Source organism: Gemmatimonadales bacterium, assembly GCA_035502185.1.
Classification (GTDB): domain Bacteria; phylum Gemmatimonadota; class Gemmatimonadetes; order Gemmatimonadales; family JACORV01; genus Fen-1245.
This window is the reverse complement of the sequence record DATJUT010000057.1, coordinates 15778-32393: the sequence shown is the minus strand read 5'-3', so window position 1 is coordinate 32393 and position 16616 is coordinate 15778. Positions and strand designations below refer to the sequence as shown.

General features: G+C 71.6%; 9 protein-coding genes. 4 read left to right on the top strand and 5 right to left on the bottom strand.

Going from position 1 to position 16616, the window contains the following annotated elements:
• Positions 1-6 precede the first annotated feature (6 nt).
• Complete coding sequence (locus VMF70_07545) at positions 7-1482, top strand: multiheme c-type cytochrome (GenBank protein ID HTT67864.1); 1476 nt, start codon at positions 7-9, stop codon at positions 1480-1482.
• Between the two features lie 81 nt (positions 1483-1563).
• Positions 1564-2025, top strand: a complete 462-nt coding sequence (locus VMF70_07540; protein ID HTT67863.1) for a hypothetical protein — start codon at positions 1564-1566, stop codon at positions 2023-2025.
• 73 nt (positions 2026-2098) lie between these two features.
• Here the strand turns inward: VMF70_07540 and glgB are convergent, their stop codons facing one another.
• Positions 2099-4084, bottom strand: coding sequence for a 1,4-alpha-glucan branching protein GlgB (glgB, locus tag VMF70_07535; protein ID HTT67862.1), 1986 nt, complete (start codon positions 4082-4084; stop codon positions 2099-2101).
• 183 nt (positions 4085-4267) lie between these two features.
• On the opposite strand from glgB, the gene VMF70_07530 reads away from it, so the two are divergent.
• Positions 4268-5425 (top strand): hypothetical protein, encoded by a 1158-nt coding sequence (locus VMF70_07530; GenBank protein ID HTT67861.1) that lies wholly within the window; start codon positions 4268-4270, stop codon positions 5423-5425.
• Between the two features lie 43 nt (positions 5426-5468).
• Here the strand turns inward: VMF70_07530 and VMF70_07525 are convergent, their stop codons facing one another.
• The 3 genes from VMF70_07525 to VMF70_07515 all read right to left on the bottom strand — a co-directional run bounded on the left by VMF70_07525 (position 5469) and on the right by VMF70_07515 (position 7389).
• On the bottom strand, positions 5469-6101 hold the full coding sequence (locus VMF70_07525) for an NADPH-dependent F420 reductase (GenBank protein HTT67860.1): 633 nt from the start codon (positions 6099-6101) through the stop codon (positions 5469-5471).
• A gap of 132 nt (positions 6102-6233) precedes the next feature.
• Complete coding sequence (locus tag VMF70_07520; GenBank protein ID HTT67859.1) at positions 6234-6389, bottom strand: hypothetical protein; 156 nt, start codon at positions 6387-6389, stop codon at positions 6234-6236.
• Positions 6390-6696: 307 nt separating this feature from the next.
• Positions 6697-7389: a hypothetical protein gene (locus VMF70_07515; protein ID HTT67858.1), complete on the bottom strand. Its 693-nt coding sequence runs from the start codon at positions 7387-7389 to the stop codon at positions 6697-6699.
• A 283-nt stretch (positions 7390-7672) separates the two neighbouring features.
• Here VMF70_07515 and VMF70_07510 point away from each other — a divergent pair, with 283 nt between their 5' ends.
• Positions 7673-7984: a hypothetical protein gene (locus VMF70_07510; GenBank protein HTT67857.1), complete on the top strand. Its 312-nt coding sequence runs from the start codon at positions 7673-7675 to the stop codon at positions 7982-7984.
• Positions 7985-7989: 5 nt separating this feature from the next.
• Here VMF70_07510 and VMF70_07505 read toward each other — a convergent pair whose 3' ends face one another.
• Entirely contained in the window at positions 7990-16566 is an 8577-nt protein-coding gene (locus VMF70_07505; protein HTT67856.1) for a glucoamylase family protein, read from the bottom strand.
• Between the last annotated feature and the right edge of the window lie 50 nt (positions 16567-16616).

Here is a 16616-nt window from a genome sequence, read left to right as displayed (position 1 = left end):
CCCTTGGTGCTCACCGCCACCGTTCTGGTCGCGCTCGCCGCGGCCGGCTGCGTGAAGGACAACACCTCGGCGGTCACGGGCACGCCGAAGGACGCCGCCTTCGTGGGCTACAGCGACCCGGCCACGAAGATGACGACCTGCGGCAACTGCCACATCGACCGGCAGCGGGACTGGCAGGCGACGAAGCACGCGAGCGCCTGGACCGACCTGCAGGCCAGCGGCCACGCGACGGCATCGTGCGACGTGTGCCACACGACCAACGGCGCGACCAACCTCGGTGCGGACACGGCGGGCTACTTCGCCGTCTCGGGCACGGCGAAGCAGTACTACGAGGACGTCCAGTGCGAGTCGTGCCACGGGCCCGGCGCCGCCCACATCTCCGCGCCGGACGAGACGCAGCCCCAGGCCTCGATCCATGCGGACACGGCGTCGGCCAACGGCTGCGGCACCTGCCACACCGGGACGCACGAGCCGTTCGTGGACCAGTGGCGGCAATCGCTCCACGGATCCGTGGAGCCCGCCGCCAACGGCAACGCGGCGTGCGCCGGCTGCCATTCGGGCCAGGGCGCGCTGGCGCGGTTCGACACCAAGGTCAACTACATCGAGCTCAACAGCACGACCTGGGAGCCGATCGTCTGCGCGGTCTGCCACGACCCCCACGGCAGCAGCAATCCGCACCAGCTCCGCTACCCGATCAGCACGCCGGACCTGACGACGAACCTGTGCATGCAGTGCCACTACCGCCGCGCCAACCCCGATCCGACCAGCTCCCGCGGCGCCCACTCGCCCCAGGGGCCGATGCTGCTCGGTGAGGCCGGCTGGATTCCGCCGAACTTCCAGTACGCGTCCGCCGAGCAGGCGTCCACGCACGGGACCGAGGCGAACCCCAACCTCTGCGTGACGTGCCACATGGAGTTCTACGACGTCACCGACAAGGCGACAGGCTCGTTCGTCCTGCACTCGGTCGGCCACCTGTTCCGCGCGATCCCGTGCACCGACTCCACCGGCGCGCCGGTCTTCAGCGACAGCTGCGCCGACACCCAGCGCCGCTTCAACGCGTGCGCGACGGGCGGCTGCCACGCCACCGGGGCGCAGGCCCTGGCCGACCGGCAGGTGCTGATCGGACGGCTGCAGGGTGAGATCAACGTGCTGTGGATCGATGCCAACCACAACGGCGTGCTCGACCCGTTCCCGACCGACTCGGGGCTGCTGGCGATCGTGATGGCGACGACGCCGGGCGATTTCTCGACCACGGGAGCCGGGGCGAACACCATCACGGTCGGCGAGGGCGCCTGGTTCAACTGCGACCTGATTCAGCGGGGCGACGGGTCCTTCGGCGTGCACAATCCCATCTACGCCGAGGCGCTGCTCCTCGGGAGCACCCAGGCGGTGCGCGCGCAGTACACGTACCTGCCGCCGGCGCCACCCGCCGAGGCCACCTACGAGGAGGCCCGCGCCCGCACGGTCGGGCTCAGGCCCTAGGCGGACCGCCGCACCACGGGTCGCATTGTGCAGCGCAGCCGCCGGCGGGGCGGCGTTCGGGGGATTCTCCGGAGGGGTGCCATGAGTTCGGTGCGCGGGTTGATCGCGTTCGGCGTCGTCACGGTGCTCGGCGGCGCGGCGCCGGGCTTCGCGCAGCAGGTGTTGCATACGCCGCCGCAGATGCTGCATCCGGCGGCCGGCAAGCAGGACTGCCTGAGCTGCCACGGTGCCGGGGCCAACGCCCACATCACCAGCGTGCCGGCCTCGCACCATTTCGCCAACGGCGCGTGCGGGATGTGCCACAAGCCGAGCACCGCGACGCCGCCCGCGATCAAGCACGCGGTGGACGCGGCGCACACGAACTGCCGCAGCTGCCACGTCCAGCCGGCGGCCGGCGCCACGACCTCGGTGGCCGCGCCCTCGGGCGCCGGCGCCCCCGCCGCCCCCTCGCCACCCGCCTCGCACCAGGCGTTCGACGTCTCCACCTGCCGCCTGTGCCACGACCCGGCGGCGCCCGCGCCGGGCGGGTCGGGCAGCCGCTGACGCCGGCGCCCTCGAGGCGCCCGGCGCTCGAGGGCCGGCGTGGGCTTCGGGAGACCCGAGCGGGGCGCGGGCCTCAGCCCGCTTCGTGCCTGAGGGCCACCACCGCCAGCGGCGGCAGGACGAGGTCGAGTGACTGGGCGCGGCCGTGGAAGGGGATCGGGTCCGTGCTGCGGCCGCCGAGGTTGCCCTGGCCGCTGCCGCCGTACTCCCACGCGTCGGTGTTGAGCACCTCGCGCCAGTAGCCGGCGCGCGGCACGCCGACGCGGTAGCCGGGGCGGGGGACAGGGGTGAAGTTGCAGGCCACCACGATCACGTCCTTCGCGCCGCGGCTCATGCGCAGGTAGGTCAGGACCGAGTTGTCGGAGTCGTTGGCGTCGATCCACTCCATCCCGGCCGGGTCGCTGTCCAGCTCGTGGAGCGCGGGCTCCGCCCGGAGCAGCCGGTTCAGGTCCCTCGCGAGCCGCTGCACGCCCTGGTGCGGCGCGCGCTCCAGCAGGTGCCACTCCACGCTCGACTCGTGGCTCCACTCCCCGCCCTGGGCGATCTCGCCGCCCATGAACAGCAGCTTCTTGCCGGGCTGGCTGTACATGTACCCCAGCAGCGCGCGCAGATTGGCGAACTGCTGCCACCCGTCGCCGGGCATCCTGGCCAGCAGCGAGCCCTTGCCGTGCACCACCTCGTCGTGGGAGAGCGGCAGGCAGTAGTTCTCCGTGAAGGCGTACAGCCCGCGGAAGGTCAGGTCGTTGTGGTGGAAGCGGCGGTGCACGGGGTCCTTGGACAGGTACCGCAGCGTGTCGTGCATCCAGCCCATGTCCCACTTGAGGCCGAAGCCCAGCCCGCCGACGTAGGTGGGCCGCGAGACCATCGGCCACGCGGTGGACTCCTCGGCGATGGTCTGCGTGTCGGGGTGGCGCTCGTAGACGGCGGCGTTGAAGCGCCGGATGAAGTCCACGGCCTCCAGGTTCTCGTGCCCGCCGAACCGGTTGGGGATCCACTCGCCCGGCTTGCGGGAGTAGTCGAGGTAGAGCATGGACGCCACGGCGTCCACCCGGAGCCCGTCGGCGTGGTACACGTCGAGCCACAGGAATGCCGACGACAGCAGGAACGAGCGCACCTCGTGCCGGCCGTAGTTGAAGATGTAGCTGTTCCAGTCGGGGTGGAAACCCTGGCGCATGTCCGCGTGCTCGAACAGGTGCGTGCCGTCGAAGTACGCCAGCGCGTGCTCGTCCGTGGGGAAGTGGGACGGCACCCAGTCGAGGATCACGCCGATCCCAGCCTGGTGGAGGCGGTCCACGAGGTACATGAAGTCCTGCGGCGTGCCGTAGCGGCTCGTGGGGGCGAAGTAGCCGGTGGTCTGGTAGCCCCACGATCCGTAGAACGGATGCTCCATCACCGGCAGGAATTCGACGTGGGTGAAGCCCAGGTCCGCGACGTAGGGCACCAGCTTCTCGGCCAGCTCGCGGTAGGAGAGCGAGCGGTAACCGTCCTCCGGCACCCGCATCCACGAGCCGAGGTGCACCTCGTAGATCGAGATGGGACTCGCCAGCGCGTTGCGCGCGCCGCGGCCGGCCATCCACGCCGCGTCGCCCCAGTCGTAGTCCAGGTCCCACACCTTGGAGCCGGTCCTGGGCGGCGTCTCGTGGTGGATGCCGAAGGGGTCGGCCTTGTCCACGCGGAAGCCGCGCTGGCGCGAGCCAATGTGGAACTTGTAGGTGTGCCCCTTCCTGACGCCGCCGACGAAGCCCTCCCAGATGCCCGAGGGGCCGCGCGGCGCGAGCTTGTTGGTGGCCCGGTTCCAGCCGTTGAAGTCGCCGATGACGGACACGTAGTTGGCGTTGGGGGCCCACACGGCGAACGTCGCGCCGGCGATCCCGTTCAGCGTGGTGAGATGGCAGCCGAGCTTGTGGTAGAGGTGGTAGTGGCTGCCCTCGTTGAACAGGTACAGGTCGTCGTCGGTGATCGGGGGCGCGTTGACCGCCTCGGCCGCACCCCGCCCCTCGGTCGAGGCTCGCTTTCCGGCGGATGCGCCGCGTTCTCTCGGTGCCGCGTCGTCGGCCATTGGCTCCGGTCGTCCTTCCCGCTCCTCTGGGCCCGCTGCGCACCCCACCCAACCCAGTCTTTGTAAGCGCAAAGCCCCGTTCCGGCAACTGCGGGCCCCGGGGACGGGCCCCGCCCCGCTGAAACTCGCCCACCGGCGCCGTCGTAGTTTGCCGACCACCTCACGATACCACGGAGCGCCGCGATGATGCCCGCATCAGGCCGTGCGATACGCCTCGCGTTGCCGTTTTCCCTGGCCTGCCTCATCCCCGCCGCAGCGGGGGCCCAGACCGTCACCGTGCCGCTGTCCGCCGACGCCTGGATCGCGACCGACAGCATCCGGTTCGAGCCCTACCTGGGCCGCCCGAGCCTGTACGTGAACCGCGGCGTGGCACTGGCCCGAAACGCCTCGCTCGACAACGGCACGATCGAGCTCGACATGGCCGCCACGCCGTCCACGACCTTCCTGGGGGCGGCGTTCCGCGCCGCCGCGCCGCGGTTCTCCAACGTCGTCTTCGTGCGCCCGGGCGCGAGCGGCTCCCAGGAGGCGGTGCAGTACGGGCCGGCCTTCAACGGCGTGGGGACGGCCTGGCAGGTATATCACGGCGAGGGAGCCAATGCCGTCGCCGTGATTCCGCGCGAGCGCTGGGTGCACCTCAGGATCGAGCTCGACGGCCCCGTCGCGCGCGTGTACGTGGACACCGCGACGGCGCCCACGCTGGTGGTCCCGCGGCTGGCGGCATCCGGCGGCAACGGCCTCGGCGTGTGGGCGGGGGCCTTCGGGCGCGGCGCGTACTTCTCCAACATCCGCTATGCCGCCGGAACCGCACCGTCGGCCGCCGCTGCCCGGCCGAGCCTCCCGCCAGGCACGATCGAGCGGTGGGAGCTGTCGGAGGTGGTCGACGCCGCCGGGTGGAGGCCGACCGCGCTCCCCGACCTCGCGCGGCTCACCTGGCAGCGCGTCGAGCCCGAGCCGCAGGGATTCGTGCTGATCAACCGCTATCGGGAATCGCCGGCCGCCGGACTGCCGACGGACAGCACCGGAGCGATTCTCGCCGACAGCGTGATGACGGGCAGGATCGCCGGCGCGAAGCTGGTGTTCGCGCGGACGACGATCGTCGCGGACCGCGACGGGATCCGGCGCCTGCAGTACGGCTACAACAACGGGGTCGTCGTCTACGCGAACGGCCGGCCGCTCGTCTTCGCGATGAACCCGGGAGGCCTGCGGGGCGGTCTCGGCATCATGGCCACCGTGGGAGACGCCGTGTATCTGCCGCTCAGGCGCGGCCCGAACGAGATCGTCTTCGCCGTGCTCGAGGTCACCGGCGGATGGGCGTTCTGGGCGAGGCTCGACCCCGCCTGACCTCCGGCCGCTCCCCGATGCCCGGCCCCGCCGACCGGGCGGCTCATCGGGACTCACCGAGCACGGCCCGCAGCTCGCGGCCGCTCATGCCGGTATTGTAGACGGGAGAGCCCGGCTCGAAGTCCCGTCCGCGCACGAGCGGGCCGACGATCACGGGATCGAATCCGGCGTCGCGCACCAGCGCGGCCGCCGTCTCCAGGGCCTCGGGATCGTCGCCGGCCAGCGGAATGCCGAGGCGGTCTCCGTCCCGATGGGCTTCGCTCAGCAGCGTCTTGAAATAGACCGTATTGAACGCCTTGACCCACGGGCTGCCGGGGAACATCGCGGCCGCCCAGCCGGCCGAGCCCCGCGGATGGCGCGAGGCCTCGCGTGCCGCGTCGCCGTCGCGCCGCTCGTAGGCGTTCCCCGTATCCAGCACGATCTTGCCGGCCAGGCGCGACGCGAGGTCGCGCGCGAGGTCGGGGACGGCCTTGAGCGGCACCGTCAACATCACCAGCTCGCCGAACTCCGCCGCCTCCAACGGTGTCCCGGACGATGCGCGCTCGCCGAGCGGCTCCACGATGGCGGTCAGGTCCTCGGGATGGCGCGACGCCACGCGGACCTCGTGCCCGGCGTCGACCCACAGCTTCGCCAGCGTCGACCCGATCATGCCGGCTCCGATGATCCCGATGCGCATGGCGCCCTCCTCGCGTCGTGAAGCGGACAAGGATCAGGTGAACGACTCGAGACAGCGGCTGTCGAGGGTGAGGCCTAGTCAACCATGCGGGAAAAGACGGCGAGGGTCAATCTCGGTACCGCGGCACTCCGCTCACTCGGGTGCCGCGGTGTGCAGCGGGGCGATCTGGTACTCGATGCCGCTCGGCACGACGGTGCCGAAATCGGCCAGCGTCGGAGCCAACGGCTCGCGCCAGCGAATGACGCGCACCAGCGCGCCCTGCACTCGCAAACCCCACCACTCGGGCACCGCACGCCTCCCGTTCCGGGGACCAATCATACTGATGCACAGGCCGTTCCTCGAACCCCCCGAGCCGCCTAGCGGCCGCCGGGTTCCGGAAACCGTGGTCGCGCCTGCACGTACCAACTCTGCGAATTCCGATGGCGCGATCCGGGGATGACCATTCCGTAGCGCCGCCGACACACCCTGTGGTCGGAATGCGACTCCGCACCGGGACCGCGGCCGCCTCGGGCGTCGCGGCCGGACTCCCTTGCTGAGATCCTCTACGGCGCGAAGCGGTGGGCGACGCCGCCAGTGACGGAGCGCACGCGTTCCTCTAGCGACTCCCGGTGCCCGCGAGCGCCCTGCGCGCCGCCGTGAGTTGCTGGCGCAGGCCGGGGACCGCCGCCGCCGTGCCGGGCAGCGCCGCCAGCTTGGCGAGCACCAGGTCGACGGCGTCCAGGCCCAGGCCCGCCCCGAAGCGCGTCGACACCCGGCGCAACGCGCTCTGGAAGCCGGGATCGGACTCGAGCTCGGTCTCGCCCAGCGCCTGCGCCTTGGCGACGATATCGGTGAGGACCGCGACGGCGCGCCGCGCGTTCTCGGGCGAGGCGAGGTTCTTCGAGCTCGTGAACTGCGCGACCTCCGGAAGGCTCGTGGCGAAGCGCTGCAGCGCCGCGGCCTGTTTCGCGTTGCGCGGATGGCCCTGGTGCATGACCGCCTGCGCGGCGCCCATGATCGCGAACGGCGCCATCGCGGCGTGGCTCAGCACCGGCGGGCCGCCGACGACGCCGGCGACCGGCAGCCCGAGGAGCGCCAGGCCACCCAGGCCGTGCACCAGGTGCAACGTCTTGCCCTCGACCTTGAACACGATCCGCACCACGTCGCGCACGGGCGCGAAGCCGAGCACGGCACCCGTCACCAAGCTCACCACGGACGCGGTCGAATGCCCTCCGGCCCTGAAATGCTCGTACGCGATCAGGCAGCCGACCGAGATCACCAGGAACGCGGCGTGCAGCAGGACCCTCACGGCAACCGACGCCAGGGGGGATCGGCGCGCCTGCGGGGCCTCGGCCGCAGGCGTTCCGGCAGCGTCCATCGCTCCATCGTCCCCGGCCGTCATGGTCGGCCGGAATCGGGCAGCGAACCGCACGATTCACTCCTTGCTGCACGCAGCTGGTCGGGTGGCCGTTAACGACTAGCTGGCCCCCACCCGCCGACGCAAGCGGTGCGCCCCGGCACCGTGCGTGCCGGGGCGCTGCAACTGCCGGCGCCGCCGATGTAGATTATGGATCTCCCGGGAGGGGTGACCGATGATCGGAGGCTTCTCGTTCGTGCACGACAACCGGACGTACACCTGCCAGCCGGAGTGGCGGCAGGGCGAACAGAGCGAGATGTGGTGGTGGTTCACGGTGACGCACGACGGGAACCGGTACGCGCCCTTTCACGCGCTCTCGCACGATACGCGCGAGTCCATCCAGGCCCGGATCGTGGCCTACTACGCCAACCACCTGGCCCGCCGCCAGATGAACGATCAGCAGCGCCACTGGGCGCGACGGGACAAGCCGGCGGACCCCAAGACGACTCAGGCGAAGGCGAAGGCGCCGCGCCAGACGGGCGCCTAGGCGCGTCAGACCCGCGGCGCCGTGCCCCGCGCGGCCGCGCTCGGCTTGCCCTGCTCCTCGACCCCCACCACCACGCGCACCTGGTGCGTGGCACCGTCGTCCACCAACGGCACGGCCGCCGCATCCACGGGGTGGCCGTCCAGCTCCGCCGCCGCGATCCCGCGGCAGCGGTGCTCGGGGTTGGTGACGGAGATCTCATAGGTGGTGCGGCCGAATCGCCAGACGATGGAGTATCCGGGCCACGCCGTCGGAATGCAGGGATCCAGCTCGAAGCTCGTGCCGTGGCGCTTGAGGCCGAGGATGCTCTCCAGGCCCGCACGGTACATCCAGCCCGCGGAGCCCGTGTACCAGGTCCAGCCGCCACGCCCGATGTGGGCCGGGTGGGCGTAGACGTCTCCAGCGGTGACGTACGGCTCGGCCCGGTACCGCTCGACGTCGGCGGCGCTCCGCGTGTGGTTGATCGGATTCAGCAGGTGGAACAGCTCCACCGCCTCGTCGCCGTTGCCCAGCCGTGCCACCGCCATGACCGTCCACACCGCCGCGTGCGTATACTGGCCCCCGTTCTCCCTCACGCCGGGCGGGTATCCCTTGATGTACCCGGGGTCCTGCGCCGACCGGTCGAAGGGGGGCGTGAGCGCCAGCACCAGGCGGGCTCCACGCTGCACCAGGTGGGTGCGCACGGCGTCCATGGCCCGCTCGGCGTGCCTCGCGGGCGCGGCCCCGGACAGCACGGCCCAGGACTGGGCGATCGAGTCGATCCTGCACTCGTCGTTCTGGGCTGAGCCCAAGGGCGTCCCGTCGTCGTAGTAGCCCCTCCGGTACCACTCCCCGTCCCAGGACTGCTCCAGCACGGCCGCCAGCCGGCCGGCCTCGCTCGCGTACCGCGCCGCGCGCACCGCGTCCCGGTTCTCGCACAGGGGGACGAACCGCTGGAGCACCGTGTACAGGAACCACCCGAGCCAGACGCTTTCGCCGCGACCCTGGAGCCCGACCCGGTTCATGCCGTCGTTCCAGTCGCCGCTGCCCATCAACGGGAGGTTGTGGGCCCCCGCCGTGAGGCCGCGGTCGATGGCGCGCACACAGTGCTCGAAGATCGAGGCCGACGCGGCGGACACCCGTGGCTCTCCGTAGGTCTCCGTCTCGCCCGCAGCGAGGAGGGGAGCCTCGAGGAACGGGGCGGGCTCGTCGAGGATGCCCCGATCTCCGGTCGTGTCCACGTAGTGCGTCACCGCGTACGGCAACCAGAGCAGGTCGTCCGAGCAGCGGGTGCGCACGCCGCGGCCGGAGGGCTCGTGCCACCAGTGCTGCACGTCCCCTTCGAGGAACTGGCGGCTCGCGGCCCGGACGATGTGCGCGCGGAACAGGTCGGGCCGCGCCAGGGACAGGGCCATGGCATCCTGCAGCTGGTCGCGGAAGCCGAAGGCGCCTCCCGGCTGATAGAAGCCGGACCGCGCCCACAGGCGGCAGCTCAGGTCCTGGTACAGCAGCCAGCGGTTCATCAGCAGATCGAAGGAGTCGTCCGGCGTGCGCACCTGGACGGTCTCCATGATGCCGGTCCAGGACTGCCGCACCGCCTCGAGGGCGACGTCCGCGGCGGCGACGCTGCCATGGCGTCGCGCCAGATCGCGCGCGTGCGCGCGGTCCGTTCCCTGCCCGAGGACGAAGACGATGCTCCGACGCTCTCGGGGAGCGAGACTCACCCTGACTTTCAAGGCCGCGCAGGGGTCGAGCCCCGCCCCGAACTGACCCACCCGGGCGTGGTGATGCAGGGCGGCCGGCCTGGCCAGGGAGCCGTTGCGCCCCAGGAACGCCAACCGGTCCCCGGTGGCCCAGGTCGCCGCCTCGCTGGCATGGGCGAAGGCGACCCGGCCCGCGAATTCCTGGTTGAAGGGGTTGGTCGCCAGGATGGCGCCCGTTTCCTTGTCGCGCTCCGTCCTCACGTGCAGCCGTTCCCCGCTCTGCGGCGGCCCCAGGCGCCATTCGTTGTAGGCGAACACGCTCAGTCGCCGTCGTCGCTCGGAACGGTTGGTGAGGGTCAGGATCGAGAGCTTCACCGGGTCCTTCGCATCCACGAAGACCGCGAGCTCCGAGAGGATCCCGTGGGAGGCGTGGGTGAAGCGGGAGACCCCGGCTCCGTGTCGCGTCACGAACCGTCCGCCCTCCCGGGTCCGCCGCATCGGCCCCGGCGTGGGTGACCATACGTCGCCCCGGTCTTCGTCCCTCAGGAACAGGGCCTCGGAGGTGAGGTCGGTCACGGGGTCGTTGGCGAAGGGCGTGAGGCGGTTCTGACGGCTGTTCTCCGCCCAGGTGAACGACGAGCCGGATGCTGAGACCACCGCGCCGAAGGCGGGGTTTGCCATCACGTTCACCCACGGCAGCGGCGTCTCCTGATCTCCGTCGAGCACGACCACGTACTCGCGGCCGCCGTCGGCGAACCCGCCCGTGCCGTTGGCGAAGGTCAGAGCCGGGACCTCGATCTCACCATCGTCCGGGCCAGGAGCCGGGCGCGGCGGTGGCGGCGGCTGCTCCTCCTGCCACTCGGGCTCCGAGTACGGCCAGTCCAGCTGTTCCGACAGTCTGCCGCGAGCCCCGCTGAGGATCACTCGGGCCACGCTGGCGAGCAGGTTGCGCTCGTCCTCGCTCATCCGGTCGCCGCGCAGCAGGTACACCCCGCCCGGCCGGTGCTTCCACGCCCCCCAGGGGCCGGTGTCGAGCAGCGCAGCGAGCTGAACGTGCAGCTCGTCCACGTAGCTCACCGGCTGCGCGTTGAGGATCACGACGTCCGCGCTCAGGCCCTTGAGACGCCAGTACTCCTGGGCCTGGAGAATCTGCAGCACGAGGGGGAAGTCCTTCCCCTCGACGACGCGCACCAGGAGGACGGGGAGGTCGCCGGAGATTCCGTGGGCCCACAGGCCCGGCTGACCGAGGACGTTGCGCGCCAGGACTTCCGGCTCCGCCCGCAGCGAGGCGTCGGCGTACAGCAGGCGGGAGGCCAGGCGCTCGAAGAGCTGGGCTTCGTCGCTGGTGATGCCCAGGTGCCGCAAGGTGCTCTGCGCATGGGTGAAGGCCAGGGAGAACGTGCGCGCGGCGGCGCTGGGATCGTGGTACTTGTGGGCCATCGCCAGCGCACCATCCCGGCTCAGGGCCATCCCCGTCGAGAATGACATGCGCACGAAACCGCCGGGGGCCAGGCGGATCCGCTGGCACAGGCTGACGATCGGGTCCAGCACGGCCCCCGTGGTGCCCGAGAGAGCCCGTCCGTCGAGCGCTTCGGGATCTTCGGGGCTGCGCCCGCGACCCAGGAACCGTGCCCAATCGGTCTCCCATTCGACCGGCCCCTGCATCCTGCCCTCCACGCTCAGCACGTGCACCGCCCACACCCGGGCTTCGTCCCGGGTACCGGGTCGGCGGGCGCAGACCAGCGCGGCGCTCTCGGGCAGGTACTCGGTCTCGACGAACAGCTTGCTGAAGGCGGGATGGGCCAGGTCGTCGGCGACGGGGGCCAGGGCGATCTCGGCGTAGCTCGTGATCTCCAGCTCGCGGGGCCGGTCGCTCTGGTTGGTCACGGTCAGGCGGCGCACCTCGACGTCGTCCTCGGTGGAGACGGCGATGTCGAGCTGGGTCGCGATGTCTTCGTGCACCCGGCTAAAGACGGCGCGCTCGGCCCGGAAGGTGACCAGGTACTCCTCCGGCTCCCGGTCGGTGGGATGGTAGGCCGCCGACCAGACCGAGCCGCTGCGCACGTCGCGCAGGTAGAGGAACTGGCTTCCCAAATCACGGGTCGGGTCCTCGCCGTACCGGGTCACCGCGCGGCCGCGGCACACGCTGGCCCCGCCTCCCGCGTTGGTGACGATGGCGGTGTACGTGCCGTTCGACAGGAACTGCGCGTGAGGGAAGCGGGTGTGGGGCGACCGGAATCGCCGGACCGCCACCGCGGAGACCGGCGCCGTCACCCGCGTCTCCTGCGCGGGCCTGGGCTGCGTGATGGGCGCGTGGCGGGGCGCACGCTCCTGCAACAGCAGCGCCGTGGCCTTCACGCGGGGATCGGCATGGAGGCGCTGCACCATGCGATCGCCGAGGACGGCGTTGGCCAGCGCGACCAGGCTCATCCCCTGGTGATGCGCCAGGAAGGCGTGGACGACGACCCCGCGCGTGCCATGGGGCCGAGGCTCGGCGGCGCTCTCGCCTTCGTCTCCCTTGCGGTGCGTGTAATCGATGGCCTCGTAGAAGCCGTACGCGCCGTCCAGCCCTTCCCGTGCCAGGCGCCGGAAGTTGTGCGCTGCGCTCTCGGGGTCCAGCATGGCGGCCAGGGCGGTGGCGTAGGGGGCCACCACCAGCTCGTCGCCGAGACCGCGCCTCAGCCCCAGGCCGGGGACGCCGAAGGCCTTGTACTGATACGTCCCGTGACGGTCCACGACGTTGAAGGCCGACTCCGAGATCCCCCACGGCACGCCCTGCTGCTTCCCGTACTCCACCTGCCGGCGGACGGCCATCCGGCACGACTGATCGAGGAGCGTGCCCGGGTAGGTCCGCATCACCAGGAGCGGCATGAGGTACTCGAACAGGCTGCCGTTCCAGGACAGGAGCGTGGGGGCGCCCGCGACGCTCGTGAGCAGCCGCCCCAGGTGGAACCAGTGGCCGTCCGGGACATCGCCCTTGGCGATCGCGACGAAACTGGCCAGGCGGGCCTCGGACGCCAGCAGGTCGTAGTACGACGGATCGAGTCGGCCCGGGCCCTCGGCGTCCGCGAGGCGATAGCCGATCGCGAACACCTGTCGCTGCCACTCGTAGAGGAAGTCGAAGTTCGTCGCGCCGACGAGCGTGAGGGCGCGCGAGGCCAGCGCGTCGAGGGGCGTCGCCAGCGCACCGGGCGCGGTGTCCGGGGCTGCCAGTCCCGCCGCGAGGGCCCGCGCCCAGAACGTCGCCTCGGCGTATGCGCCGGAGGCCGCGCCTTCCGACTCGAACGATGCGAGCGCTTCGGTCAGAGCCGGGCCCATTCCACCGGCCCGCGCCAGCTTCGCCTCCGCGTCGTCGGGACCATCCAGGGCGTCCAGCACGGACGCCACCGCTGCGGCCAGACGGCTCCTCCCTGCCCGGCCTGTGGCGGGCGCGTCCGCCAGGCACAGCTGGGCCAGTTGCGCGGTGTCGGCGAGCCCGTCGCAGAGCTGCGCCGCGGACTGGGGCTCATCGGCCAGCCGGCGCAGGCCCTGGGCCAGCGTGAGGAGCGCGCCCGCGAGGTTGCCGCTGTCCACCGTCGAGACGTAGCGGGGAGGCAGCGGTGCCAGCGTCCTCGTGTCGTACCAGTTGAACAGATGGCCTTCGAAGCGCTCCAGCTCCTCCACCGTGGACAACGTGGCGTCGAGCCGCTCGACCAGCTCGGGCGTGCGAATGAAGCCGAGGTCGTGGGCGGCCAGCGTCGAGAGGAGTCCCATCCCGATGTTCGTCGGAGACGTCCGGTGGGCCACCACCGGCGCGGGCGTCTCCTGCAGGTTGTCCGGAGGCAGGCCGTGGTCCCCGGCGCCCATGAAGGTCTCGAAATAGCGCCAGGTCTTGCGTGCGACGAGACGGAGCAGCCGTCGGTCTTCCGAGCCCAGCGGACGACGCTCGGGCGACACCGGTTGGCTCAGCCAGTAGGCCACCAGCGGCGCGGCCATCCACAGGGCCAGGAGGGGGCCGGCCGCGGTGAGGCTGCTCGGCTGAACGGCGGCGATCAGGGCGAGGAGCGTCGCGGCGATGAAGGGGCTGGCCGCCATCCCGGTGAGGAACAGCAGCGCGCCGGCCCGGGCGCTGAGGCCGGCGGCGCGGGCGGTATCCGCCGCCGCCGTTTCCCACTGGAGGAGGCGGCGCTGCGTGATCACGAGGCGAACCAGGGTGAGCCCGATGGCGTGGGCCATCTTGTAGGCCTGGTAGGCGAGGAACGTGATCTGGAGGAGCGTCTGGGCGCCGGCGGTGCTCGCGTCCTCGCGCAGCATCCGCAGGAAGACCCCCACCGGTTGCTGGGGGGCGGGACCGGCGCTGAACCGGACGGCCAGCGGGTAGAGGGGAAAGGCGATCGCGGCGAGCACCGCGACGGTCCAGACCAGTGACTCTCCCGGCAGCACCAGCCAGGCCAGGGCGAGGAAGGCGACGGTGGCGGGAGCCACCAGCGTGCGCCTCAGGTTGTCGAAGACCTTCCAGCGGGCGATGACCGGAAGGCGGTTGCGCTCCAGCCCCAAGCGGGTCGGGACCCAGGGGAACAGCCAGAACAGGATCTGCCAGTCGCCGCGCGCCCAGCGGTGCTGGCGACGGGCGTGAGCGAGCACACTCGCGGGGTAATCGTCCACCACCTCCACGTCCGTCACCAGCGCCGCCCGGGCATGCAGGCCCTCGAACAGGTCGTGCGAGAGGAGCGCGTTCTCGGGCACGCGGCCCTCGAGGGCGGCCACGAAGGCGTCCACGTCGTAGAGACCCTTGCCGGTGTAAGTCCCCTCCGTGAACAGATCCTGGTAGGTGTCCGAGACCGCGGTCGTGTACGGATCGACGCCCGTGTGCCCGGCGTACACGCGGGCGAACAGCGACCCCGCCGCGCTCGCCATCGTCACGCTGACGCGGGGCTGCAGGATCCCGTAGCCCTCGGTGACCCGGCGCAGGCGGGGATCGAAGTGGGGACGGTTCAAGGGGTGGGCGATGATGCCGATGAGCTTCCGCGCTGCGTGCAGGGGAAGCTGAGTGTCGCTGTCGAGCGTGATGCAGTAGCGGACGTCGGGTAGCACGCTCGAGTCGCCGACGTGCAGGCGGAAGCTCGTGTCCGTGGCGCCGCGCAGCAGGCGGTTGAACTCCTCGAGCTTCCCGCGCTTGCGCTCCCAGCCGATCCACGATCGCTCGCCGGGGTTCCACTGGCGCACCCGATGGAAGAGGTGGAACCGGTCGGTGCGACCCTCGCCCTCGAGGCGGGCGTTCAAGTCCAGGACGCCGGCGCGGGCGGCCTCCAGGATCCCGGCGTCGTCCGGCAGCTCAGCACTGGGCGCGTCGGCGAAGTCGCCGAGGATGGCGAAGTGAATGCGCGGGTCGGCGTTCCCCAGGGCCAGGACCTCCACGTGCTCCAGCAGCTCGGCCACCCCGGCCACGCTCGTGAGCAGCGTGGGGACCACGACCATCGTCCGCGCGTCCTCGGGGACCCCGGCCTGGAAGTCGAGCCGGGGGAGACGGCGCGGCGGCACGAGGTGCGCGGCCACCCGCTGAACGAGGGAAATGGCGAACTCGCTGGCAGGCAGGAGGAGGAGCGTCGCCGTCCAGACCTGCGTCCAGGGGGCGCCGCCCAAGGCCCGGACGTACGCGAGGGCCGCGGCCAGCAGGGCGGCGACGACGAGCCCGATCGATCCCAGGTAGACGCCGGTGGCGTGGGCGAAAAGACCACGCCGCGCGCGGTTGGCGAGGCGCGGACGGTACGCCACGTCGGCCTCGAGGTCGGGCCGGCCGTTTCCGATCAGGTGGTAGCCCACGTGCGCGGCGCGCTCGCCAGCCGACTTCGCCTCGGCCGCCTGCCGGGCGCTCTCCACGCAGCGCAGGGCCACGCGGAGCTGGGCCTCCCCGGTGGCCTCCGCCAGCTCCTCCACCGCCTGCCGATACCGGTCGCGGCTGAGGAAGTCCATCTTCGCGTAGACGCCGGCCGGGTCGCGCTGCAGGACCTGCTCGACCAAGCTGACGTGCTCGAAATACAGCATCCAGTCCAGGGTGGAGCACAGCCTGAGGCTGGTGATGGCATTGGCCACGGAGACCTGCCCTGCGGCCTGCGCCTGGTGCTCCGTGCGGATCGCATCCTCCGCGCTCATGCCCTGGGCGGCGAGCCGTTCCTCGACGGCGGCGCGCACGGGAGAGACCAGGGGCCCGTACTCGCGCATCCGCTGCAGGAGCCGCACCACGTAGGCCGTCTCCAGCACCTCGGGCAGCGATGCCAGGGGCGCCGCCGCTTCGGCGCCGCCGATCTGGGCGAGAAAGAGGTCGGCCCGGTGACGGGCGTCCCGTCCGGCGAGCGTCTCGTCCGCGAGTCGCCTGAGGTTTTCGATGAGGGCGAGCTTGAGCATGCTCGGCCAGGCCCACAGCTCGCCGATCGCCAGGGGCGCCACCGTCTGGTAGGCCGCCATGAACCGCAGCAGCTGGTGCCGGTCCATGCGGCCGTCGGTGTGACGGATCAGCTCCAGGGCCATGGCGTAGACGCGCGCGATGCCGGCCATCTCGCGCGACGCCAGCTTGGGCAGGTCCCGGTAATACTGACGCGGAAGGTCGTGCCGGATGCCCCGGATCTCGGATTCGACGAGATGGAAGTTGTCGAGCAGCCATTCCGCCGCCGGGGGGACGAACTCGCCGCGGTGGACGTCGTCCGCGAGGATGCGATAGGCCTCGCGCAGCACGCGGGCGTTGTCGTCCACCCGCGCGAAGAACGGGCGGGCCTTGCGGCGCGGATCGCGGGCGAGGGTGAAGCTGGCGGCGAGGGCCCGGGCCCGCTCCTCCAGGCCCTCGACGCTGAGGAGCTGGGCGCGGAGCGGCTGCTCGGCCTCGGGGCGGCGGCCGGCCCCGAGCAGGCGGAGCAACGACCTCAGCACGTGGCCCGGCGCCGGTCAGACGGCGGAGACATGGAGCGCCTCGGCGGGCG